Annotated in this window: 21 protein-coding genes; 3 read left to right on the forward strand and 18 right to left on the reverse strand. The window is 56.4% G+C overall.

Annotated elements, in window-relative coordinates:
• Positions 1 to 5 precede the first annotated feature (5 nt).
• From QZQ97_RS17595 to yncE, 4 genes are all read right to left on the reverse strand, one after another.
• On the reverse strand, positions 6 to 341 hold the full coding sequence (locus QZQ97_RS17595) for a hypothetical protein (protein WP_311994493.1): 336 nt from the start codon (positions 339 to 341) through the stop codon (positions 6 to 8).
• Positions 342 to 450: 109 nt separating this feature from the next.
• Positions 451 to 795: a hypothetical protein gene (locus QZQ97_RS17600; protein WP_311994494.1), complete on the reverse strand. Its 345-nt coding sequence runs from the start codon at positions 793 to 795 to the stop codon at positions 451 to 453.
• Positions 796 to 1,107: 312 nt separating this feature from the next.
• Complete coding sequence (locus QZQ97_RS17605; protein ID WP_311994495.1) at positions 1,108 to 3,279, reverse strand: TonB-dependent siderophore receptor; 2,172 nt, start codon at positions 3,277 to 3,279, stop codon at positions 1,108 to 1,110.
• Positions 3,280 to 3,288: 9 nt separating this feature from the next.
• Positions 3,289 to 4,359, reverse strand: a complete 1,071-nt coding sequence (gene yncE / locus QZQ97_RS17610; protein ID WP_442995248.1) for a 7-bladed beta-propeller protein YncE — start codon at positions 4,357 to 4,359, stop codon at positions 3,289 to 3,291.
• A 393-nt stretch (positions 4,360 to 4,752) separates the two neighbouring features.
• On the opposite strand from yncE, the gene QZQ97_RS17615 reads away from it, so the two are divergent.
• Both QZQ97_RS17615 and ypfM read left to right on the forward strand, forming a co-directional pair.
• A complete protein-coding gene (locus QZQ97_RS17615; RefSeq protein ID WP_311994497.1) occupies positions 4,753 to 6,792 on the forward strand; it encodes a TonB-dependent receptor domain-containing protein in 2,040 nt (679 codons plus the stop codon).
• A 262-nt stretch (positions 6,793 to 7,054) separates the two neighbouring features.
• Complete coding sequence (ypfM, locus tag QZQ97_RS17620; protein ID WP_100396732.1) at positions 7,055 to 7,114, forward strand: protein YpfM; 60 nt, start codon at positions 7,055 to 7,057, stop codon at positions 7,112 to 7,114.
• Positions 7,115 to 7,356: 242 nt separating this feature from the next.
• Here the strand turns inward: ypfM and acrD are convergent, their stop codons facing one another.
• Complete coding sequence (gene acrD, locus QZQ97_RS17625) at positions 7,357 to 10,491, reverse strand: multidrug efflux RND transporter permease AcrD (RefSeq protein ID WP_311994498.1); 3,135 nt, start codon at positions 10,489 to 10,491, stop codon at positions 7,357 to 7,359.
• Positions 10,492 to 10,772: 281 nt separating this feature from the next.
• On the opposite strand from acrD, the gene QZQ97_RS17630 reads away from it, so the two are divergent.
• On the forward strand, positions 10,773 to 11,051 hold the full coding sequence (locus QZQ97_RS17630) for a winged helix-turn-helix domain-containing protein (RefSeq protein WP_311994499.1): 279 nt from the start codon (positions 10,773 to 10,775) through the stop codon (positions 11,049 to 11,051).
• Between the two features lie 27 nt (positions 11,052 to 11,078).
• Here the strand turns inward: QZQ97_RS17630 and narL are convergent, their stop codons facing one another.
• The 13 genes from narL to QZQ97_RS17690 form a co-directional block, all read right to left on the reverse strand.
• Positions 11,079 to 11,711 carry a two-component system response regulator NarL gene (narL, locus tag QZQ97_RS17635; RefSeq protein ID WP_311994500.1) on the reverse strand — a complete coding sequence of 211 codons (633 nt, stop codon included), beginning with the start codon at positions 11,709 to 11,711 and terminating at the stop codon, positions 11,079 to 11,081.
• A 160-nt stretch (positions 11,712 to 11,871) separates the two neighbouring features.
• Positions 11,872 to 13,554 carry a nitrate/nitrite two-component system sensor histidine kinase NarQ gene (gene narQ, locus QZQ97_RS17640; RefSeq protein WP_311994501.1) on the reverse strand — a complete coding sequence of 561 codons (1,683 nt, stop codon included), beginning with the start codon at positions 13,552 to 13,554 and terminating at the stop codon, positions 11,872 to 11,874.
• A 902-nt stretch (positions 13,555 to 14,456) separates the two neighbouring features.
• The gene (locus tag QZQ97_RS17645) at positions 14,457 to 16,127 is read right to left on the reverse strand and encodes a hypothetical protein (protein WP_311994502.1); all 1,671 of its coding nucleotides are present in this window, start codon (positions 16,125 to 16,127) and stop codon (positions 14,457 to 14,459) included.
• Between the two features lie 2 nt (positions 16,128 to 16,129).
• Positions 16,130 to 16,675 carry a baseplate complex protein gene (locus tag QZQ97_RS17650; RefSeq protein WP_311994503.1) on the reverse strand — a complete coding sequence of 182 codons (546 nt, stop codon included), beginning with the start codon at positions 16,673 to 16,675 and terminating at the stop codon, positions 16,130 to 16,132.
• Complete coding sequence (locus QZQ97_RS17655; RefSeq protein WP_311994504.1) at positions 16,672 to 17,370, reverse strand: hypothetical protein; 699 nt, start codon at positions 17,368 to 17,370, stop codon at positions 16,672 to 16,674. Before QZQ97_RS17655 ends, QZQ97_RS17650 begins: the two co-directional genes overlap by 4 nt.
• Positions 17,370 to 17,990: a tail fiber assembly protein gene (locus QZQ97_RS17660; RefSeq protein ID WP_311994505.1), complete on the reverse strand. Its 621-nt coding sequence runs from the start codon at positions 17,988 to 17,990 to the stop codon at positions 17,370 to 17,372. The genes QZQ97_RS17655 and QZQ97_RS17660 overlap by 1 nt, the downstream gene beginning before the upstream one ends.
• Positions 17,987 to 19,729, reverse strand: a complete 1,743-nt coding sequence (locus QZQ97_RS17665; protein WP_311994506.1) for a phage tail-collar fiber domain-containing protein — start codon at positions 19,727 to 19,729, stop codon at positions 17,987 to 17,989. The genes QZQ97_RS17660 and QZQ97_RS17665 overlap by 4 nt, the downstream gene beginning before the upstream one ends.
• Positions 19,730 to 19,743: 14 nt before the next feature.
• Positions 19,744 to 20,352 (reverse strand): phage tail protein, encoded by a 609-nt coding sequence (locus tag QZQ97_RS17670; protein ID WP_311994507.1) that lies wholly within the window; start codon positions 20,350 to 20,352, stop codon positions 19,744 to 19,746.
• Positions 20,345 to 21,538: a baseplate J/gp47 family protein gene (locus tag QZQ97_RS17675; protein ID WP_311994508.1), complete on the reverse strand. Its 1,194-nt coding sequence runs from the start codon at positions 21,536 to 21,538 to the stop codon at positions 20,345 to 20,347. The genes QZQ97_RS17670 and QZQ97_RS17675 overlap by 8 nt, the downstream gene beginning before the upstream one ends.
• The gene (locus QZQ97_RS17680; protein WP_311994509.1) at positions 21,528 to 21,863 is read right to left on the reverse strand and encodes a DUF2590 family protein; all 336 of its coding nucleotides are present in this window, start codon (positions 21,861 to 21,863) and stop codon (positions 21,528 to 21,530) included. Before QZQ97_RS17680 ends, QZQ97_RS17675 begins: the two co-directional genes overlap by 11 nt.
• Complete coding sequence (locus QZQ97_RS17685) at positions 21,856 to 23,694, reverse strand: phage tail tape measure protein (protein ID WP_311994510.1); 1,839 nt, start codon at positions 23,692 to 23,694, stop codon at positions 21,856 to 21,858. The genes QZQ97_RS17680 and QZQ97_RS17685 overlap by 8 nt, the downstream gene beginning before the upstream one ends.
• A complete protein-coding gene (locus QZQ97_RS24560) occupies positions 23,694 to 23,885 on the reverse strand; it encodes a DUF6890 family protein (protein WP_442995268.1) in 192 nt (63 codons plus the stop codon). Before QZQ97_RS24560 ends, QZQ97_RS17685 begins: the two co-directional genes overlap by 1 nt.
• Positions 23,882 to 24,148 carry a putative phage tail assembly chaperone gene (locus tag QZQ97_RS17690; protein ID WP_311994511.1) on the reverse strand — a complete coding sequence of 89 codons (267 nt, stop codon included), beginning with the start codon at positions 24,146 to 24,148 and terminating at the stop codon, positions 23,882 to 23,884. Before QZQ97_RS17690 ends, QZQ97_RS24560 begins: the two co-directional genes overlap by 4 nt.
• Positions 24,149 to 24,258 lie beyond the last annotated feature (110 nt).

A 24,258-nucleotide genomic window follows, 5' to 3' on the forward strand; every position in this document is an offset into this window, starting at 1 on the left:
TGCTTTTACGCCTTGAATACCCCATCTTCCCGCCACTGCACCTGAATAACACTGGGCGCGGCGGTGATCTCCAGTTGCTCAGCCTCGGTGATCCTGAACTCGGTAAGCCAATCCCTACTAATCACCTGCTCGCCGTTCTGCCGTACCCAATCAGCACCGAGATCCGGGCTATGCTGGCTGGCCTCGCAGAGTGCTTCCCAGATGGCGTCATCGGTGACGACGGTGATCCACAGCCCATCGGGCCGCAGCGTGAACAGCAACGGTTCACCGAGTCCAAAACCCAGCTCAACGCCTACGATAGTCAGCTGCGGGAGCGGTTCTTGGGCAAAGATGATATTCATGCGGCTCCCTCCGTAGCGGGGCGATACGGATAATCAACAGACCCGGCTAGGTGATCGACCCGCTCCTCTTAAGTCCGGTGTTTTCCCCCGGCCTGTGCCGGGGGCGCTGTTAAGCCTCTAATCCCCCAATCTCCCGCCGCCGCAGCCGAATAACACCCAGTGCAGAAGTGATCTCCAACTGTTCAGCCTCAGTGATCCCAGCCCCAATCAGCCAATCCCCGGCAATCACCAGCTCGCCGTTCTCTCGGACCCAATCTGCGCCAAGATCCGGGCTGTGCTGGCTGGCTTCGCAGAGTGCTTCCCAGATGGCGTCATCGGTGACGACGGTGACCCACAGCCCATCAGGTCGCAGCGTAATTTGCAACGGCTCGCCGATACCAAAACCCAACTCGGCCAGCTCAATGCCTGTGATTGTCAACTCGGGGATGGGTTCCGGGGTAAAAGTTATGTTCATGTTGTGCCCTCCGTGGCTGGCGCAATGCGGATAATCAACTGTTACCGGTTCGGTGATCATCTCGATCCTCTGGCCGGTAGTAAAGCCCTAACTTTTTACGTTATTCATATAGTCGGGTAGCTAATGACATAGAAAACAGACTCCCGTTAGGGCGGGGAGTTACCCAAATACTATCCGATTGTGACTCATGAAATGGGTTTATGTTTAAAGGTTTCACGTTTGCGAGAAACTTCGCCCACTGCCAATGGCAGGGAAACTTCTTCGAGAGACTCGGCCCCGTTATCCGGGGCCGGTTTTTTTATGGCAGGACGATCAGAACTCGTGCTTCAGCGTCAGCATCAGGTTACGTGGCTCGCCATAGTTGCGGGTGCTGTAGAAATTAACCTGCGAGTAGTATTTCTCGTCAAAAACGTTGTTCAGGTTAAGCTGCACCGAGGTCTGCGGGGTGAGTTTGTAACGCGCCATCGCATCGAACAGGACATAAGATCCTTGCTCGGCCTTGCGGTCTACAAATTCTCCGTTGTTGGCCCCGGTGACGTTGGCGTAAATGCCGCTCTGCCAGCGTGCGCCGCCGCCCAGCGTCAGATCGCGCAGAGCGCCCGTCAGCTGATAGGTGGTGAACAGGTTGATGCGGGTGCGCGGCTGCTCGGTGTTGAGATTAACCTTGTCCTTGTCTTTCAGTGAGAAATGCGTGATGCCGAGCTGGGCGTTCCAGCCCTGTGCCAGCTCACCGCTCAGTTCGAACTCGACCCCCTTGCTGGTCGCGCCCTGGCTCTCATGATAGGTCTGCTGTAACCAGTTCAGTTCGCGGGTGTTCTCGTCCAGCACCCCAAGGTTGTCCTGCGTGATGCGGAAAGCCGACAGCGAAACGTTGAGCCGGTCATCCAGCAGCGCGGCCTTGATACCCACCTCTTTATTCACCCCTTCAATCGGCGCCAGGTAGTGGCCGCTGCTGTCGAGCAGGTTTTGATCCTTGAATATGTCGGTGTAGCTGGCATAGGCGGAGACCTGTTCGGTCAGCTTATAGACGGTTCCCACGAACGGTGTGACCTTGTTCGCGATGGAGGTCGTGGTGTTTTTAAAACTGTTGAAACGGGCGCCGAGCACCAGATCCAACCGATCAGTCAGCGAGAAATCGGCGCTGCTGTAAATGCCGATTTGCCGCGTGCGGTAATCCATTTGCGGCATTTTATCCGACCACTCAGGCTCGCCCTCGTCGCCGTTCCAATCCCGCAGGCTACCGCTGAATTTCTGCGAGTAGGTGGCGCTGCGATAGGTGCTGTAGCTGTGCTGCCAGGCGGAGGAGTTACCCACCACAAATTTATGGTTGCGGCCCAGCAGAGTGAAGTCACCGTTCAACTTCATGTCTATCGCATGTTGATCCCGATAGCCTTCATAGCGCGCGGCATAAGGATTTGAAGGTTGCACCGCCCAGGTTGCCGGATCGATCAGGCCGCCGAGGCTCATCGCCATTTTGGCATCGAAAGCCTGGCGGCTATGGGTATAGTTGACCACGCCTTTCCAGCTGTTATCGAACTCATGTTCCAGCGTGGCAAACTGGGTAGTCAGGGTGGTATCCCAGCTCGACCAGTCAGAGGCGCCGTTATAGTGCCGATCCCAGTTAATTTCACTGCCGTCGCTGAACCAGCCGGTCGGCAACGCGCCGCCCCAGGTGGAGGCTTTCGGCCTGTTTTGCTGATAATCAGCCCCCAGGCGCAGCAGGGTATTGCTGCTCAGGTCGGCCTCCAGCGTGCCGTAAACGGTGCCTTTGCGCTCCTGATGCCGTTCCATAAAGGAGCGGCCGCGTTCGCCGGCAGCGGCGATACGCACTCTGACGGTGCCTTCGTCATTGAGCGGCGTCCCGACATCAACCGTGGTCCGGTAGCGGTCCCAGGAACCGGCGGAAAGTTCGGCACGCGCAAAAGGTGAAAGGCTGGAGGCTTTCTTTCTGACCAGGTTGATGGCGGCTCCCGGATTACCGACGCCGTTCAGCAAACCCGCAGCGCCCCTGACGATCTCCACGTGATCCAGCGTGATCGCGTCAATCTCTGATTCTCCACCGGAGTAGCCGGAGTCAAAGAAGGTGGGGACGCCATCGTATTGGTAGTTATCAACGCTGAAACCACGGTAGTTGAACGAGGAGCGTTCGCTATCGTAATTGCTTTCGCTGACCCCGGTGGACCAGCGCAGGATCTCCTTTAGCGACGTCGCGTTGAGATCGTCCATTTGCTGGCGAGTAATAACCGAGACCGCCTGCGGCGTATCCTTGATGCTCAGCGGCAACCCGGTCGCCGTGGTCATCTGTTTGGTGGTATAGGAGCCGGTGTTCTCGGTGCTGCCGTCATCGCTAAAGGGCGAGGCGACCACCTCAAGGGTGTCTTCTTTCTGAGCGTGGGCGGCCTGCTCGGTACCCGCCGCTTGTGCAACCATGACCGGGAGGCACAGCAGTGCTCCCCCGGAAAGGCGAATCATAAAACTGGCCATGGATAAGTCTCACAGTCCGCCAAGGTTGATCTTAATCAGGTAGTCCTGCTTCTTCTCCATTTCTTCCTTGGCTTGCTTGATGCTGGCGAAGAGCGTATTGCCGTCTGCGGACAGCGCGAGGCTGTTCGGCAAGGCGGTGGTAGTGATGCTGTTTTTTACCTGGTAGCTGTTGCTGTCAACGATGCTGATGCGCTTGGCTTCGCGGTGGCTGACGTAGATCTCACTGCGTGCCGGGTTGAACAACACCGCCAGGGAATTGATCACGTCAATCTGGTGCAGGATTTTCCCGCTATCCACATCTACAACCAGCACCTTCGGCAGATCAGGATCGGTGATGAAAGCGCGGCCTGTTTTGCTGTCCAGACTGATGTTGAGGAAGAAGTGTTTTTTGGCGGGTTCAACGACTAAGCGTTTCAGGATTTTGTGGTTGGCGGTGTCCAGGGTGATCAGTTCGCCACCCCCGTTGACGCAGTAGATACGGCCACGTTCGCTGTCCAGTGCAATGCCGGTCGGGTATTCACCCATGTTGCTCAGGGTGGCGATTTTTTTCCGATTGGCCGTATCGATAACCCACAACACGCCTTTTTTGGCGGTGCCGGAGACATACAGACGCTGGTTTTTTTTATCGAGCACCATCTCGCGCGTTGGCGTGAACTGGTCTTCTTTCACGCTTTCGTCGAGCTGGATGGTGGCGAGTTCTTTGCCTGTCTGGGTGTCGATCACCGTCACCGAACCGTCCACGGTATTGCCGATATACAGCAGATGCCGCTGTTCATCCAACGCGGTGGCGAAGGCGCGGCGCTGGGTCAGGATATTGGCGTCGGTGGCCAGTGTGCTTGGGTTGACCCGGTAGACGATACCGGTGTTTTTCCCTTTGGCGAATGAAGGCGTAGAGGCGGCAAACAGGGTATTGTTTTCGCCGTCAAAAGCCAGTTCGTACAGGCCATATCCTACCGGTTTGGTCTGAAAATGGCTTTCGGGCAGTTCGGCAGCCAGCGTTGAGCAAGACCACAGCAGCAGGGCAGACGTCAGGGCGCTGAGAGAGAAACCTTTGGTTGGGGCGATCAGGTGCATCGGCATAGACATTCCTTTACATCAATTTACGATTTGCCGATGCTAATGATATTGATAATTAATATCAATATCATTTAATTAATCATTGGTGTGCATTGGTTTTTATTGTTGAAAATAAAGGTTTTTATTTTGATTGTTGGATTTTTTGTTCTGTTTGTTACGTCTTTTTTCTGCTTGTTTATGCATTGTAATGATTTTCATTTCGTTTTTATTGTTGACGGATATCCGCTATATTCGCCTGGCTTTTGTTAAGAACTGTAAATAAAAATACAACGTTCAGAAGTAGGTACAGCGCCGTGCGCAGTGGCTGTCAATGCCGTGCTCGCGCTCTACGTTTGCCGTATTGGGCGCTCTGTGAGCTACAACACCAACCGGAAACAGGCTCGATTAGGAACAGTGATGATTTATCAACAATCCATGGGAAAACGCTCCAGCATCGCGACGGTCATTGCTTTGGCATTGATGGGTACGCCTCAGGTTTACGCGCAGGAAGAGGGGGCCGAGAAAGAAAATAACGTTTCGCAGGAAGACCAACTGGTGGTTACGGCCTCCGGGTTTAAGCAGAACAAGAAATATGCGCCCGCCAGTATCTCGGTTATCGATAAAAAATCTTTCGAAAAGCAAAACAGCCGCGATGTCGCCGAAGCGGTGCAGGATGTCTCCGGGGTGTTCGTCAGCAGCGGTGCCGGCAGCGAGGTTTCAGGGGATGTCATGATCCGCGGCATGGACTCGAGTTACACCTCTTTCATGGTGAACAGCATCAAGCAAAATACCGGCGAGTCGCGCCCGTATGGCCAAAATATCGGTACCGAAGCCGGCTTTTTGCCGCCGCTGGCGGCCATTGAACGTATTGAAGTGATCCGCGGCCCGATGTCATCGTTGTATGGCTCCGACTCCATTGGCGGCGTGGTCAACGTGATCACCAAAAAGCCGTTTGGCGTACGGGAATGGGTGGGTTCCATTGCCGGTAACAGCTTCCTGCAGCAACATCGGGATTTCGGCAATACCCAGCAGGCCAATCTGTTCCTGATGGGGCCGCTGGTGCCGGACGTATTGGGGCTCAATCTTTCGGCAGATTACCTCGATCGTCGCGAAGATGAAAAACCCAACGCTTTCAGCAAGAACAACAAAAAATCCCTCGACATGACGCTGGGCTTTGCCGCCAACGAAACCAACCTGTTTGACCTCAACCTCGCCAAAGGGGAGAAAAAGCGCAGTCGCTCGGCCAAAGGCGGCGGCACGCCCTGGGGATGGGACTTCGATCGCGACGCCCTCAGCCTGACCCACTCGGGCTGGTATGCGGAAGATACCGTCGCCACCACCAGCTATTTCCAGTACGAGAAAGGCGAATCCACCTACCACAGCGCCCAACTGGCGCCGCAGCATATTCAGACCGAGAATTACGTTCTGAACAGCCAGGCCAAATTGAGCCTCGGCGAGCACAACCTGACGCTCGGCGGCAACTACAGCCGCGAAACGCTCAATGACGACTTCTACGCCGACAGCAAACGGGCGCCGGGGATCGATCCGGTGACGAAAATTTCGCGTGACGGCTGGGCGCTGTTCGCCGAAGGGCAGTGGAACATCGATGACTTCTCGCTGACCACCTCGGCACGCATGGACCGGGATGACTATTTCGGCACCCACATCAGCCCGAAAATTTACGGCAACTGGATGCTGGACGAAGCCTGGGCGTTGAAGGGCGGGATCTCCTCCGGTTATAAAAAACCTTCGCTGCGGGAAAATTCGGAGCAATTTATTACCCCGCGTGGCAGCAACCCGCCTTACCCTTACCTGTCGGTAGGCAATAGCGAACTGAAGCCGGAAACCAGCCTGAATACCGAACTGGGGCTGTACTGGAATAACAACCGCGATCTGTCTTTGGACGGCACGGTATTTTATACCGATTTCAAGGACAAGATTGCTGAAGTCAATATCTGCGAGGCGAGCGAAAATCACCCCTGCGTAGTCAACGGTTACAGTGCCGATTCCATTGATAAGTATTTCAATATCGGCAAGGCCAACGTCTACGGCGTGGAGCTCAATGCGGACTGGCAGGCCACGGATCGGCTGAATGTCAGCGCCAACTACACCTTCAACAAGAGCGAGCAGAAAAACGGTATCAATAAGGGCTATGCGCTGAATGACTTCCCCAAACACATGGCCAACTTATCCGTCAAATGGGCGGCGGCTTCGGCGCTGGATGTGTGGTCCAAAGTCAATTATCGCAGCCGCAACGACGATAGCGGCGACCATACCCGTTATGGCGCTTATACCCTGTTGGATGCCGGGGTCATTTACCGTCTGGACAAGCACACCCAGGTGATGGCCGGGGTGTATAACATTTTCGATACCGCACCTAAACGCACCACCAATTGGGGCGAATATCCGCAGCTTGAAGGACGCCGCTACAACCTCGGTTTGCGCGTTGATTTCTAAACGCGCCTGAGCGATCTACCCGGCCGCTTGCCTGACTGCGGCCGGTATTTTGCGGCACAGTATCGGCTTTTATGCTTTCTGCACGCGGCGGTGATGGGGCTTATCGCAACAGGGAATATGGCGAAATGCCCTTGGGTAGGATTAATACGAAAATGTGCGCCAACGCCGGTTTCTGCGGCCGGCATCGTTCCCGGAACACTTCACTTGCTCAAAAAACAGGCGTAGAATTCGCTTCGTCTAATAATTGAGGTTGTAAAGTATTATGGTTGATCGTGAGTTAGGAAACTGGAAAGACTTCATCGATGAGATGTTAGGTAACTGACACTGTGTTGAAACTGAATACCCGTCGCATTTCAAATTGCAGCGTTGTTGGCTGCGCTGGCTCACCCCAGTTACTTACCTGAGTAAGCGCCTGGAGATGAGCAAGCTGGCTGCCTGGCCGCAACGTGAAATTCATAGGGTATAGGGTATGGTTTATTTGTCGGTATTTGAAACACCTTGGGAGCGACATTCTCGTTCAAGATAAAGCAGCATCGGTTTGCCGATGCTGCTTTTTTATGCCTGCTATTCCGCGTTTTCCGCGTTTGACGCCGGCAAGGGTTTACCCGGGAAGCGGCGCCGAACCAGCACAAAGAACAGCGGCACGAAGAAGATCGCCAGCAGGGTGGCGGATATCATGCCGCCCATGACCCCGGTGCCGACCGCATGCTGGCTGCCGGAGCCGGCACCGCTGCTGATTGTCATCGGCAATACGCCGAAGATAAAGGCCAGCGAGGTCATCAAAATCGGCCGCAGGCGCATGCGTGAGGCTTCCAGCGTGGCGGACAGCAAATCCTGCCCTTTGTGATTCAGCTCGTTGGCGAATTCGACGATCAGAATGGCGTTCTTCGCCGACAACCCGATGATGGTCAGCAACCCAACCTGGAAGTAAACGTCATTCTCCAGCCCGCGCAGCCAGGTGGCGGCAACGGCGCCAATCACCCCGAGCGGCACCACCAGCATCACCGAGAACGGAATCGACCAACTCTCGTACAGCGCAGCCAGACACAGGAACACAATCAGCAACGAGAGAGCGTACAGCGCAGGCGCCTGTGAGCCGGAGAGCCGTTCCTGATAGGACATGGCGGTCCATTCCAGGCCGAAGCCGGTCGGCAGTTGGCTGACGATTTTCTCCATTTCGGCCATGGCGGTGCCGGTGCTGACGCCTTCCGCCGCCTCGCCGACGATCTCCACCGCAGAGCTGCCGTTGTAACGCTCCAGGCGCGGGGAACCATATTCCCAATGTGAGGACGAGAAGGCCGAGAACGGCACCATGCCGCCTGCGCTGTTGCGCACATACCATTTGTCGATATCGCCAGGCAGCATGCGGAACGGCGCGGCGGCTTGCACGTACACCTTTTTCACCCGGCCGCGATCGACAAAGTCGTTGACATAGGTCGAGCCCCAGGCGGTGGACAGCGTGTTGTTGATGTCATCGACAGCCACGCCGAGCGCTTGCGCCTTACGCTGGTCAATATTGATTTGCAGTTGCGGGCTGTCGTCCAGGCCGTTATGGCGAACGCGAGCCAGCAGCGGGTTGTCCCCCGCCAGTTGCAGCAGTTGGTCGCGCGCCGCCATCAGCTTGGCGTGGCCCAGCCCGGCGTGGTCTTCCAACTCCATATCGAAGCCGGCGGAGTTGCCCAGGCCGGTAATCGCCGGTGGGCTGCTGGCAATCACCCGCGCTTCGTTAATCTTGCTGAACGCATGGGTGGCGCGTTCGATGATATCGAAAGAGGTATTGGCGCCGGAGGTGCGCAGATCCCAGTCTTTCAAACGGATAAACATGCGCGCCACGTTCTGCCCGTTGCCGCCCGGCCCGGCACCGATGGTGGAGAATACCGACAGAACATCCTGCTTTTCTTTGGTCAGGAAGTAGTGCTCGACTTTTTCCACCACTTTGGCGGTCTGTTGCAGGGTCGAACCCGGCGGTAACTGCACCTGCACGGTGAATACCCCGCGGTCTTCCTGCGGCAGAAACGAGCTCGGTAGCTTGATGAACAGCAGCGCCATGCCGGCGAGCAGCAGCAGATAAATCGCCATGTAGCGCAAGCTGAAATGCAGCACGCGCGCCACGCCGCGCTCGTAGCGATCGGCATTGCGGTTGAACATGCGGTTGAACCAGCCGAAGAAGCCGCGCTTGCCGTGGTGATGGCCCTTGGCGAGCGGCTTGAGCAGCGTGGCGCACAGGGCAGGGGTCAGGATCATCGCCACCAGCACTGACAGCACCATGGAGGACACGATGGTGATCGAGAACTGGCGATAAATCGCGCCGGTAGTACCGCCGAAGAACGCCATCGGAATAAACACCGCCGAGAGCACCATGGCGATACCGACCAGCGCGCCCTGGATCTGCCCCATGGATTTACGCGTGGCCTCGCGCGGCGGCAGGCCCTCTTCGCTCATCACCCGCTCGACGTTCTCCACCACCACGATGGCGTCATCCACCAGCAGGCCGATCGCCAGCACCATGGCGAACATGGTCAGGGTGTTGATGCTGAATCCGAAGGCGGAAAGAATGGCGAAGGTGCCCAGCAATACGACCGGCACGGCGATAGTGGGGATCAGCGTAGCGCGGAAGTTCTGCAAGAACAGGTACATCACCAGGAACACCAGCACAATGGCTTCCAGCAGGGTTTTCACCACGTCTTTGATGGAGGCCTTAACGAACGGAGTGGTTTCATAGGCGACCTTCGCCTCCAGCCCGTGCGGGAAATACTGCGACAGCTCGGCGATTTTGTCCTTCACCAACTGGTCGGTCTGCAGCTCGTTGGCGCCGGAAGCCAGCTTGATGTTCATGCCGGCGGCCTGCATGCCGTTATAACGGCTGAGGAAGTCATAGTTTTCGCCGCCCAGCTCGATGGTTGAGACGTCGCCCAGCGTCACCAGTGAACCGTCCTGATTGACCCGCAGGGTGATTTGCTTGAACTGCTCCGGTGTCTGCAGTTGCGACTGGGCGTTAACGGTGGCGTTAAGCGCCTGCTTGTCGACGGACGGCGTGCCACCGAGCTGGCCGACCGCCACCTGGGCATTCTGGGACTTGATTGCAGTTACCACGTCCTGAGTAGTGAGCTGGTAACTGGTCAGCTTGTTGGGATCGAGCCAGATGCGCATGGCGTACTGCGAACCGTAAACGTCCATGCTGCCCACGCCGTTGATGCGGCTGAGCGGATCTTGCAGATTGGACACCAGATAATCGGCGATATCCTGTTTGTCCATGCTGCCGTCGGTCGAGACGAACGCCACCATCATCAGCGTGGTATCACCGGATTTTGATACCGTCACGCCCTGAGTTTGCACCGCCTGCGGCAGCCGTTTAATCGCCGCCTGCAACTGGTTTTGCACCTGCTGCATCGCCTCGTTGGGATCGGTGCCGGCCTCAAAGGTCAGCGTCACCGTGGCTCGCCCGGTGTTGGTGCTCTGCGACGACATGTACATCATGTTGTCCAGGCCGGTCATGTTCTGTTCGATAATCTGGGTAACGGTGTTTTCCAGCGTTTGTGCCGAGGCGCCAGGGTAGGTGGCGCTAATGCGAACGTTCGGCGGCGCGAGGTCCGGATACTGTTCCACGGGTAGGGAAAAAATCGCCAAAGCGCCGGTCAGGCAAAGAATAATTGCCAAAACCCAGGCGAAAATCGGGCGATCAATAAAAAAATTGGCCATGCAGCGCGAACCTCGTTATGACTTGTTCTATCTTTAAGACGCATCTGGATTGCGTTTACCAGCGGCTGGGAAGGATTCCGGCGTTATTGCACTTTACTCGCGAAGGGGGAGTAAAGCGTGGAGAAAAAAAGGAGATAATGTAAATAACAGTAGTAGAAACCGGTAATGACGTCCCAATGCCAGTGAAAAACGTCATTAAGACAATTTTATGACTATCAAGGGCCTGGCCGATCAAGGTTCCCGGAAAACAATCAGGACTCATCGTAAAGCAGGAGCTTGGCATGGAAATTAACCCGGTATTTGCCCGACGCCTTTATCTGTGTTGGCTGATCAGCCACAGTGAGCGGCCAAACGTCCCGCGTCTGATGGAATTGACCGGCTGGCCGCGCCGTACGCTGCAAGACGTGCTGAAAGCCTTGCCTGGCCTGGGGGTGGAGTTGCAGTTCGTGCAGCAGGGCGTGCGCAATAACGACGGTTTTTACCAGTTGGAAAACTGGGGGCCACTCAACAAGAGCTGGATCCACCAGCATCATCAGGCGCTGCTTGCCGCCATCGAATAAACTTTCCCCGGCATGCCGGGGGAAGCATCATTGACTCTTGTGTTCCAGGTACATCACCGTCGCCGCCACGCGTGAACGGACGTCCAGTTTGCGCAGCATATTGCGGATATGCACTTTCACCGTTTCTTCGGAAATGTGCAGCTGTGCCGCCACCTGTTTGTTGGACATGCCGCGCGCCACTTCCTGCAACACGTCCAGCTCGCGTTCGGTCAGTTCGGCGAAGGGATCGTGCTGTTCGCTGCGGGATGACAGGTAGTCCGCCACCGCATCGCTGATCACGCTCTGGCCTTCCGCCGCCGCGCGAATATGTTCCAGCAGCTGTTCCGGTTCACTGTCTTTCAGCAGATAGCCGTCGGCGCCGGCGTCGATCAGCGCATAGACGTCGCTGCGCGAATCGGAAACCGTCAGCACGATGATGCGCGCATCGACGCCCTCATTGCGCAGCGCTTTCAACGTGTCCAGGCCGGACAGCCCTTTCATATTCAGATCGAGCAGGATCACGTCCGGCGTGTGCTGCAGCGCGAGGGCAATCGCTTCGTTGCCGTCGCTGGCTTCGGCCACCACGGTAAACCACGGGTCCAGCCCCAGCAGCTGTTTGATGCCGCGGCGCATCAGCGGATGGTCGTCGACGATCAATACTCGGTAATTCTTCATCACCATGACATATGCTCCCTGTAGCGAGTAAAGCCACTCAAACGCGCTGTGCAGCGCGCTTCACAGTGGGACAGACTCTTGTAAAATAGTGGCAATCAACGCCACGACATCCTGAAATAGTCTTCATACCCTCCTAAAACCTAACGAGGGGGTGAATGACCCTGATTTATGGCGGAAATGTCAAACGGACTTCCGTACCCTTGGGTTCGCCTCGCTGGATGAGCAGCGTGCCTCCCAGTCGCGCAGCGCGTTCGCTCATGATGGTCAGCCCATAGTGGCCTTCCGGCTCATTCAGGCTGGCGATGCCGCAGCCGTCGTCAACAATGCTTATGGCATTATCGCCACTCGCGGTGACCTCGCAACGGATCACTATCTCGCGCGCATCTGCATGTTTGATGGCATTGAGCACCGCTTCCCGCACAATCTGCAATGCATGCACCTGCTGTTGGGCATCGAGCGCCTGAGAGGAAAGCCGACAGTGTAACTGAATCCGTGCGCCGGTTAGAACCTTTAATGGCACCAGCAACTGGTGCAACGCGGCGTTCAAATCGGCCTCCTGAATGTTCAGGCGAAAGGTGGTCAGCAGCTCGCGTAACTGGCGGTAGGCGTCGGCCAGCGCACGGTCAAAATCGTTAATAATCTCCTGCGCCCGGGGTGAGCCGCCTGCCAACGTACGTTTGAGCAACGTAAGCTGAATCCGCAAAAACGACAGCGCCTGGGCCAATGAATCATGCAATTCGCGGGCGATGGTGGCGCGTTCCTCCATCAGCAAAAACTGCATGTGCTGTTTCTGCGCGCGATTAAAATAAACGCCGCGGCTCAGCATGTTGGCCACGCTTTGCATCAGGTGCGGGTGTGGCGGTTGGTCCTGATGCTGCCAGCTCAGTTCCCCCTGCGGCTTGCCGTCCTGAACGATAGCCAGCGCGTGCCAGGCCTGCGTTGGTGACGGCACACCGCTGGTCAGTTGCCATTCGCTGAGGCTGTCCGCCACGTTCAGGCGGATACAGTGCAACTGCTCGCTTTGGCGCACGATCTGCAGGATCTGCTCAAAAGACTGTCTGCCAATTTGCCGCACGCTCAGCGCTTGCGAGCAGTTGTAGAGCACCTCGAGCGTCTTGTTCGCCTGTTGCAAACGCTGGGTTTTCTCCTGAACCTTTAACTCCAGAGACTGGTATAGCTTGGCCAGATCGTCCGACATGGCGGTAAAGGCCTGCGACAGCACACCCAACTCGTTCGGCTGCGCCACATCCAGTTGCGGGTGGTGAAAATCCCGCTGTTGCACGCGCTGGCTGGCGTCCACCAGATGTTTCAGCGGTGCCACCACCTGGCGACGCATAAAGCGAATGCAAAACAGCACCAGCCCGATAATGGCGATATAGCCCACCACGCTGATGGTCGCCACTATGGTCAGCTTGAGTTCGGAATAGCGTTGCAGAGCTAAAACAAAATGATCGATCTGGTTAACGTAGCCGGCGACGTTGGCCTGATAATCTGCCGACTGTCCGGCCCGGATCTGCTGCGCCAGCAGCTGCCAGGTTTGCTGCAGCGACAGGTATTTTTCCCGGACGTCGGCAGGCACGTAAAAGCGATCCAGGTTTTGCAGCGCCGGGGCCTGCAGGGATTGTTGATATTGCTGCAGATGCTGATCCATCCCTGCGGAGTGCCGGGCAAGATCGTAAGCCAGCCGATAACTCTGCATGCGCAGTGAGCCGGCAATATTCACCGCCTCGGCGTCACGCAGGCTGCCGGCAACGGTGGTCAGCGCCAGCCCGGTAGAAAGCACGGACAAAATCACGATGCAAAACAGCGCCTTGGCCAGGCTGCCGGTCACGGAACGTTTAACAAGCAATCACGGATCCTTTTCTCACGGGCGACGCGCATCGTCGGGTTTCATTCGAAAGCAAAATTATAAGTTTTGCAACTAAAATTCGCCGGGTTTTATCTCAAGATGTAAGCAACGGGAAAAACGATCGCTGTATAATTAAATAGATAGCGATTGAGTGAAAAGGGCGCGGCAAAATACCCTTAGTCACAGTAATAGATTGATCTGGCGCAAGCTACCCCCGCATTTACCCCTTTAGGGTTAAGGTAATGGAAGTAACACAATGAAGTAAAAGGAATTATTTCATTCAATGTCCACACATTGACCACATCGACATAAACGCCCCGTTTGTCGGGGCTTTATCATCTCTTTTCTTATCAATGCTGACTACCGGCTACTTGTGATCGTCTGCCGATCCAATCGTGGCAACTTTTGCAACGTGTCGCCGCTGCTCCAATTCCCCGCCAGCCCGCGCCACTGCTGGTTTTTAGGTGCTGCCCATCATTTGCGGCAACGTCGCATTTTTTGGCAGCGATCCTCACGGAAAGTAAATCGATCCATTTTAAACCAACCACTTAGCTTCAGCGCCCTAGGCGCCGCGCTGGGCGTTCTTTGCAAAATACTGAAATTCATTGCACCGCGTGCAATTGGCCGCGCTCGTCAGAACCCCAGTCACGGCGCGGGCTGGCGTGGTCGTTTGCACCAAAATTCTTTTGCAATATTTTTAGCACGCAAAACGTGCAGGCGGGTGCGGTGTAGCGCCGATTACGTCGGTTGAGTATTCCGTCGCGTCAATTTCTGGCGCTGTGGTTGGCGTGTGGTGCGACGTTTGATGGTGCGCAGGCGTGCGGGTGTGGCGGCGGCGGTGCGTCGCGCTAAAGGCGTGTCATGCGGTCGTGTGAGGTTGAGGGCGGAGGCTTCCGCCCAGGTCAGGCAATGTAGGGTTGGTAGCGGGATTTCAGGATGCTGGCCGATGCACCGGTCTCGGCGATCGCTTCGCCATTGGTGGGGCTGCCGGTGTTCGAATGGGTATGCTCGGCGGTGCGTTGAGCCAGGGCTTGTACCACGTCCAGGGTTTCCAGCAACAGTGACAATACGTTGGTGTCGTCAGTACCCACGCGCACCTGGTTGGCGATCAGTTCCAGGCTGGCGGACACGCTGCGGCGCAGCCCGCTAATTTTCTCTGTGAGCTGGCCGCCAATCTCGGTCTGGGCATCCCCGGATATATTGTGTCTGCTGCTTTTCGCTTTCACCAAGAGTTGGCCGGTTGTCCCGATGCTGTAGTCTCCCTGGGCCAGTTGAACGATAGCGCCTGCCATCAGTTTGGCCGTGCCGATCACAGTGGTGCTGTCGGTCGCCTGGATTGTGGTTGTTCGCTGGGTCAGCGTTCGGTTTTCTTCGTCCGCGGTTATCGTACGTGTGGCGCTGGTTTCCTGTATCGCCTGGTCAGTTTCCCGTTGCCAGTCGCCAGCCTGGTTGACGCGCTGGAACACTTCGGCACGTTGCTGCTGGAGCTGCTCACCCGGCTTGATGCTGGGGAGACTGTTACCTTGCGGTAATACCTGGCGGATAAAGGGTTTATCGGGTCTGCCGTCAGTAAATGCCAGTTCTACCAGAGTTCCCGCGGGTGGGTAGTGCATCAAGCCCGACTCATCCCCGGCCATCGGTACCGGTAGGGCGACCGCAGGATAAACCGGCGTTTCATGGTTCGCTGCGCCGTTCTCGTCCAGTAGTTGCACGTCGACCGCGAAACGTGGGCGGAATGGGTCGGAAATATCGCCCAGGCTGGCGCCTTCGGTTGGTGCTTCGACGCGGGCCAACTTCGGCAGATGAAGCCCCGCGGCCAGCTCAGGGTGTGCGGTTTCCAACTGACGCTCAAAGGGGCTTTTCTGCTTAGGCTGGCCTTTACTGTTTAACGGCGTCCAGGTCAGGGTAAGGTCGTTGTCTTTTAACGCCACGCGGGTGATACGCTGGCCGTTCGCCAGCACGCCAGGCCGAATAGACGGGATTGCCGGTAATGTGATGCTGTTACCGGCCCCGGCGGCTTTGGTGTATTCGTTTGGGATGTCGATCGGCAGATTGGCGAAGCGTGAATCTGACCAGGCACCCAGCCATACCGTGCCGTCCGGCAACTGCTGCCAGATGTAATCAGTAATCCCGAATGCTCGCCCCAGATTTGACAGTAATTGCCATCCGGTGCCGCTGTGAACGAAATGGGGGATTGGGGTATCGGTATACGCTTTGCCATCCGGCAAAATGAACGCCAACCCGGATTCGGCGGCCAATTTGTCCGCGACCTGGCGTAGCGTGGGGTGCTGCATAGATACCGGCCAGCTTTTCTCGAATACGCCTACCAATTCCCGCACGAACATCCGGCGGTAGCCATTTTCGGCGGCCTGGTCACGCTCAACATAGCCGGTAAACCAGCGCAAGGTCTGGTCGTTGTAGCCGACGTTGACCCGGATCAGTTTGCCGGTGCTCACCTGGTCAGTCTGGGCAGTGATGAAACCCCGACCGCACGCGCTAAGCTCGATAACCAGCTCACTGGCTGCTACCGGCACGGTGTTGGCATCAATTTGAAGAGTGATGATCGGTTTCATGATTACGCCAGCTTATCGTCGATTTTCTTCAGGAACTTTTCAAAGGAGGTCAATTCCTGCTTACCTTCTTCACCGGCGGCAGCACCTGGCGTGCCACTGGTTCCTTTGGCCGTCTGGGTTTTGTTCTTCACGCTGGACGCGGTGCGGGCGGCAGCTTTCTCGGCGACACTGTCCTGTTCTTTCAAGGTGAAATTGACCAGCCAGACCATTTTATTGGTCTGGGGGGCTGCGTCGATAGAGCCGGAAAACATGCCTTCGCGAAAATTCACCAACTGCGCGGTTTTGTTCGCCACCCGGTAGCGTTTCATTGCGCCGTTGCTACCTTTGGCTTCTGCCAGGGCAAACAGCCGGTTGAGCACTTGCGGGGTTTTAAACGGAATTTCCCCGGAGATACGCAGTTCCTTGGCCTTAACGCCTTGCTCCGCTGTTGCGGTGCTGGACGCCTGGCCGGATTGGTCTTTATCTGGGATTTGCATCTGCGGTGTGACCAGGATTTCTTTCAGCGGGATGGCTTCACCATCCAGCGCCAGCATGATGATTTGTGTCATGTGATCATCCCTTTCAGTCCTTCAAGGTCGCCTGTAAACATTGCGCCCATTGTGTAGATAGCGTCGGGAACAGGCACACCGTTGACGATGTCTGCGGCAATATTTGCCGGTTCACCGTGTGCCTGATATGTCCAAACCTGGACACTTTTACCCTGAAGTTCCGCCAGGGCATCCGCGGCAGCTTGGCTAGCCTGTTGTCGCAGTGAAGAAAGGGCGTTCAGCGCGTTTTCAATGCCTTCAAGCGATGTTCCCTGGCTGGCTTGTGCTGCTGCCGTTGCCAGGCGTTGCGCGTTTATTGCAGTGCGGCAAGTGCCTATTGATAACGGCATACTGGCGGGAAGTCCGCCGCCCATAACGCCAGGTAACTGCATTTTTGTAGTATCCAGTTGAAGCGCTGCGGCGCTTTTTCGGGCTGTCTGCATGAATACCGGCAGCGGAAAAACGCCTGCCATGCTGTCCAACGATGCTTTGAAGTCGGGCAGGGCGTAGCTGGTCAACAGAAAGACGATCACGTCCTGAATGCCCCCTGCACCCCGCAGCTTTTCGGCCAGATAGTTGATGGCGTTCTGTGGGCTGAGATACGGCCCCGACTCAGTCACCTGGGCCGCCCCATATGTCCAGGGGTGTACTGTCAGCAGTGAGCATGTTACTGCCTGGAGTTCGTCAGGAAAGCCCAAACGCGCCAGGTGCCACATTACGGCAACTCCGGCCAGGCAATATCGGGCGCAGTATCTGCGTCAATGCGACTTAGCGCCACACGGTATTTTTTCCAGGCCAGCAGTGCTGCCTGTTCGGCATCCGTTGCTATCTCGGTGTCCACGGCATCCTGAAGTGGGGCGATCGCTGTGGTGGCAGCAGTGGTACGCCGTGCCAGTTCTTCCTGGGCTGTTTCAACCTGTGACCGGTGCTGCGCGTCTTCATCCGTGACCCATTTCTGACCGTCCCAACTATCGAACGGCGTTGCCGGGGCGAGGAATGTCAGTGCGGCGTCCAGTTCGCCGATCTGGCTGATAATCACCGACTGGCCTGTCTGGATGAAAAATGCGGTTTTACCGCGGTGATCGGCAACTAACTGCCACGCGCTGCCCTGGCGCTGTATCGCCAGGCTGCTATCGGCTGGCAATTGTGGGGCGTCCTGATGCCCACCGGCGGGCAGTCCGACGCCGACGGGAATATATTCCACGCTGGCGCCGGTATATTCCCCGTTTTGGGCGCTGGAGTTGTAAACCGTCAGCCACCCGGCAGCGGTTGCCAGGCCATTTTTGCCGATCACCGCCGTTGGCGCGTTGAGCGTATATTTTTGTTCGGTCATCATGCTGCCCTTACGATGTAGTTGAATGAGACGTTTACCGGGCGGGTTTCCCGCTGTTGTTCGGTTTCCTGCTTAACCGTCGGGTGTCCGTCGGCGTCCGTCCCGATCATCGCCGTAATACCGGTGCTCCGGCCTGCGTAATCGCCCCAGTCCCCGCGACCAATGGCCGATGCTGGAGCCTGTCCGGCCTGCAAGTCGCCCAGTCCCCTATTGGGGTCAAGTCCGCGACCGGCATCCCAGCCACGAATAAAAACCCCCCGCAAGTCTGGCAGTAGCCCATTGGGGTAGGCGGAGGCTAGGCGGGGAAATGCATTGCGGTCAAATGCGGCGCCATTACACATCAGCCACCCCGTAGGCGCGCCTGGCCCCGGCCACGGCAGAGGGCAGCCGGTTACGGTTGCAGCGCTATTGATATATTCAGATAGATAACCGCCCCAAATACTGCCTTGCACATTCCCATCATGATGTAATGTGCCACCGGCTTCACCGCCAGCGGATACCTTGCCGTTTGTGACGAAGTGGCCGTCGTTACGGAATTCGAACCAGCCATCCGCGCCACCATTTGCAACGTGAATGCCCATCAAGTGGTGCTGGCCGATGCGTTCACGGTGGTAAAAATCCGCAAACAAGTTACCGGCTCCGGTGATGCGTACGCCGTTGGTCTGGCGCTCGTTGTTACCTTCGATGTCACCCAGACCATTTTTTACAATGAATCCCTTGCCGTTAACGGTAAGGCCATCCTCAACCGTCATCCATGCAACGTTGTCACCTGATTGTTTAACAAAACGCTCGTCAGCTTCACTTTGACTAAGCACGTTGATGTTTTGGCGTGCTGCTCCCTTGTCCACAATGTCGGCCAGGTTTTGGTCTTTCCGCAGAAAAACGCGATTTGCCCCCTGTTCAGCCTGAGAACCTTTTTTACGCAGGTCGGTGACGGTGCCGTCGGCGCCGATACCGGCCAGAGCGGTTACATAATGCCGGTATCCCTGGGCGTCGGTGTAATCGACCAGATTGTCTGCGGCGGACAGGGTAATACGAGCTGACCAGCGGCTGGTCGTGGCGCCTTGCCAACTCACATCAGCCCAGACTTTAGTCGTCCATTTACTGATTGTGATCGGTGTGTTGACCGCCAGCTCAGCACGTATACCACCGACATAGCCGCGACCCGCTGTCGCGGTGAAAGTGTCGCCGTTCCTGACAACAAGGAAGCCGTCGCCAAAAAATGCGGCCTCGCCGTAGACTTCCAGATTAGCCAGGCGCAATTGTTCGTCCTGGCCGAAGATGCGGGCAGAGAAGTCGACTTGCCAGGTTGCCGCGGTGACGGTGATTTGCGATGCGCCCGCGGCGCCGTTGAACTCCATCACCAGCGTGCGGGTTAACGTGTTGCCCTGGTTCTGTCCACTGGTTGCGATTTTCTTCTGCGTACGGGTATGCACAATCATGCACAGCGTGCCGCTGGCGGCGTCTTGAAGTCCGATCCAGTTGTAGTCGAAGTCGCCAACGGTGGTGTCCATGACGACAGAGTAGGCTACTGCGTCCGTGTTAATCAGACCGTGTTGCGCTACTGGTGCCTGATGCACAATTTGACTAGCCGGAGGCAATGCCTCGTCTCTGTCCATCTCGCCGTCGTGGTCTTGCCCAGGCACAAAAGCAAAAATAAAAGTGTCCGGCCTGGCGGGCAGGTTGGCCGCAGTACGCTCGGCACACCACTGCTCAAATTTTCTGGTAATGATTGCGGACATCGTGTTTTTCCTCGTTATACCGTCACGTAGTAACCGTCTTCGGTCAGCAGGTTGAACGGGTCTTCCGTCAAAATATTTGCATCAATGCCCGGTTGCGCGGCAAAGAGCTGGTGATCGTTATCAAATTGCCCGGCGCGGACAGCCGCGGCGGCGGTGTTGACCACTTGAAACTGGTACCGGCGGCAAGTACGCCCATACTGGCGAATAATTTCCTGCATCAGCGCCGCGTTGCTTGCGAGCTGGCTGTCGTCCACGCGAATGATGATCACGTCCCAGTCAATTCCGGGCTGGCGTTCTGCCTGACCGATTTCCCCAATCCCCAGGCGCAGAAAGATATTGCGGAATCCTGCCAGGCTGCCGCTGTCCTGGGCGTTGAGGAACGCGTATTTGACGCGTTTGCGAAATAGGCTCAACGGTTCACCGTCAAAACGGTTTATGTCACGTTGGTACGCCAGCAGGTTCAATATTTGCACCGTGCAGGTGAGCGGGTCAGTTTGCTGTAGCGGCCAGCTTATCCAGCCGCGTACCTTCTCCCAGAATTTTCCCGCTGCGACGGCCAGCTTTTTAATCTCTCCACGGTTTAACCAGGTGGGGAGGGTGATCGTTAATTTCTGCTCATCCACTGGTCAACTCCACGCTCAACGCGTCCAGGCGCGGGATATTCAGCCCGCTGATAATGTCCGGCAGAGAAAAAACCACGGATTCCAGCTCAGGTAATAACAGGTGCAGTTCTTCGCCCAGGCGCGAAAATGAAAACCGGCTATGCGGCCAGGTTTTAGAGACCTGATAGTCCGCGTTATCACGGAAGGCGCAGCGCACGACATCGGTAATTTTATTCTTCAGGACGGCCTGTTCGTCGTCGTCAAGGTTCAAGGTGCTGAAGTACCAGGCGTGCACGGTCAGGTTGTGCTGCGTCTCCGGGATGGGGAAGCACTGCATATCATCGCCGTGGCCGTGGTAGCCCTGACCGTTGATGTGGTCGTTAACCTTCTCGACAAAGGACGCGGACGGCACGCCGGTATCCAACAGCAAAAAGGCATTGGCGGTTCCCGGCCCGCGGGGGGCGTCATGTTCGAAGAAAATACGGTCGGTGCTCAGCCCGGCCACGGCGGCGATCATGCCGCGGTAGACCGCGTCAACGTGATAGCTGCCGACCAGGTTGTACTGGTTACGGCAACGATCGCGCAGGTCGTCGTCAGATTCCACGTCAGCACCAGGCGTGCTCAGCCAGTTGTCCCGGTTCTCAACCGACGCAATCCCGCTAATTTCTTTCGGCAAAATACGGTAGTAGCCCGGAGCCAGGTTGTAGGCTGTTCCCGGCTTGGTTGCCGTGGTGGCAATGTCCAGAGAGGCAATGCCCGCAGGGATAACGGTGTCGGAATTGACGGCGACCGCGTACACCTTATCGTTGATACGCTCAGTCTGGATCAGAGTACCGGCAGGGATGGTGATCGCTACGCTACTGTCAGTCTTGATGAAGGTAATCAGCCCAACGGTCGCCGACGCCTTTTTCCGTTCAAGATTGAGCGCCCAGGCGAACAAGTCGACAAACACCCCGGATGCAGTTGCCAGGTACATGCTCGGCATTACAGCCGTAACCAGAATGTCTTTTAGCCACATGACCGGCGCAGTCACGATAGCCGTGATTAATCGCCAGAACGGTGACATTTTGGAGGTGTTGGTTATTAACCCTTCCTGCTTGACGATAGTGTCAAACTCGGCGCGGGCCTGTTCTTCGGTGACAGGCATCCCGCCTTCATGCAGGGAGGCTTCGAAGTCGATAGTGGGTTTAGTGGGTTTAGTCGCCATAGATGATCCCCGCGTCAATCTGGCCGAACTCGTAGGTTTCGGCCAGGATGGTTAAGCGCGTGCTGCTTTCCTCGTTGATATATACCTTTCCCGGTACCAGGCGTTCGTCGTCTTCGACCAGGATGATCATTTGCATGATGATATCCGCCCGTAACGTTGGACTGCGCTCGGCAATCAACAGGGCCGGTAAGCCGGACTCCATCAGCGAATGCTTGATGTCCTGGGCGATACTGACCCGGTTGCTGCACAGCAATGGCTCATTACCTGCGTTCAGCGTAATGTCCCGATCAGTGATCAGCAGGTCGATGTACAATTCGTCAGCCATACAATTCCTGATATTCCTGAAGCTGCTGCGGAGACAGCGGGGTGGTAACGTTGAACTCCATCCGGCCAATATTCTGATTATTTTCGACTTTCTTGCTGTTGTTGTTGGCCTGTCCTAACTGACGCCCGATCCCGCCCTGGCCGACTGTCTTCGCCTGGCCGCCGGTCAACATTGGTGACGTGGTCGGGTTGCTGTTCGGAACCGGGTTCCCAAGCGCTCCAGGTGGCAGGGTTGGCGCATCGCTTTTGATGGCGATATTGACGCCGGGCAGGTAATTCAGTTTGTCCACAATCCAGTTGTAGGTGTCGTTGAACGCGCTTTTCAGGTAATCCCACAGTCCGCTGAAAACGCCGGTGATGGCGTCTGCGAACCCTTCGAATGCGGCCAGTGGTGACAGCCCGGCGAAGAAGTTAACCACCATTTCCCAGCCCAGCATGATGCTTGCCCAAACGCCGGAGAAATATGCCGTGACGCTGTCCCAAACACCGACAATCTGCCCCCACAATGCCGTAAGGTCTTTGCCAATCTCGGAAAATGCCCAGCTCCAATAAAGATATTGGTCATAGACAGCCCAGGCCAGAATAGCCAGGGCGGCGATAATGAGCAGTATGGGGCTGGTCAACAATGTGAAGAGGCCGGTGATCACAGTGATTACGGCACCCACGGCGGCCAGCGACAACAAACCTAAAGCGATGTAGCCAATCCATCGCGAGATGTTGGGGAACATATCAGCCCATCTGGCGAACTTTTCCCCGATGGCCGCTACCTTGGCAAGCACAGGATTAAGCACTGGGATGAGCGTGCGCCCGATCGTGGTGTTGATGGCGTTCCAGATAGCGATAAGCCGCTGCCATGGGTCGGCCATCTTGTTAGCCATATCAGTGGCGTGCTTCATGCCCTGGGCGTTGCCCATGGCGTCCATGTTTTTTCGCAGATCGCCGACGTTGTCATACAGCTGCTTGATAACGTTCGCGCCTTCACCGAAGGCTTTATCCAGTTCGGCCTGGGCCTTGATATTGCCCTCGATGGTCTTGCCATATTTGCCCTGGAGTTTTTCCAGCATGTCCGGCATGGACATCATCTTGCCGCTGGCATCGGTGAAGCTCAGCCCCAGTGACTTGGCGCCAGCCTGAGCCGTTTTCAAAAATTGTTCATAGGCGCCCGCGCCTTCGCTGCCCATGGTGCGATTCAACTCACCCAGGACGGCGAACTGCTCATCCATACCGATCCCGTAGTTGCTGCCTTCGCCCTTACTGCCGACCAGCATGTCCTGAATGGTCGCCATGTCCATGCCGAAGGTTTTCACCATATAGGCGCCCTGGTCGGCCAGCTTTTCGGCAAATTGGACTTTGCCCATCTTGTCCGCAGTGCTTTTAAACTGGTTGTACATGGCGCCCATGTATCCGCCCGCTTCTTCGGCGCTGGTTTTGGTGGCGGCGGCCAGTGTGTTGGCGGCAATAACATAGCGGGGCAGTTCGTCGTTGGTCAGACCGGCGATACTGCCTTTGATGGTTGCAGCCGACGCAACGAATTCAACGGCATTTTTTCCGTAGCGGATGCTGAAGCGGTTGGCATCGGATGCCAGCTTATTCAGGGCATTGTTATCGACGCCACGGAGTGATAATTCATCCAGGGCGTGCTGCATTTCGTAGGCTGGCCCCAGCATAGCTTTGATGGATTGCGTCACGGCCCAAATGGCGGCGGCGCCAATACCGATCTGCTTGAAGTTGGCCTGCGACTTTTCCGCAAAGTTACCGACGGCTGACTGCGCCTGCTTGAGCGGGCGGGTCATTTTGTCGATGAGGCTTAGGGTAAAGTCGAGCTGTTTCATTATTCGCCTTTGAATGCCTGGGCTATGCCGTTATTGACGGCAATGCCCATATATTTCCAATGTCTGTTATCCAGCCAAATGGCGCGAGCCAGGCTTTCTTCGTCGTCCGCTTCTTGCGGCAGGTAATGGCGCCGCAGGGCGAATAGCTGTTCCAGCTCGTTGGACTCGATCGCCTTGACCCGCTCCCTCAGTTTTTTACCTGGATGTCCAGTTCAGGGGTAAAACGCTCATTCACTTTCGCGGCGATCTGCATCCCGGCGCTGGGTTGCTTAAGGAAGGTCTCCAGAGAGTCTTTTGATTCAGCGGCCACGATGCGGCGCAGGTAGTTGGTCGCCGGGGCGACTTTGTTGTCCATGCTGGTTTCGTTGACCATCTTGTTATAGGCGGTGGTAGTCGGTTCAAATACCAGCTCAACGCCAGCCACATCCAGAATGATTTTCACTTGTTCGCTCATGGTGTTATCCCGTTCTCTCGTTGTTCAATTTCTGCAACCAGCGCGTTGTGGCGGGCTGCGCATAATGGGTAAAGCTTCTGATATTCCAGCAGCGCGGCGGTCATGGCGCT

Source organism: Serratia sp. root2 (assembly GCF_031931805.1).
In the GTDB taxonomy this organism is placed as follows: domain Bacteria; phylum Pseudomonadota; class Gammaproteobacteria; order Enterobacterales; family Enterobacteriaceae; genus Serratia; species Serratia inhibens.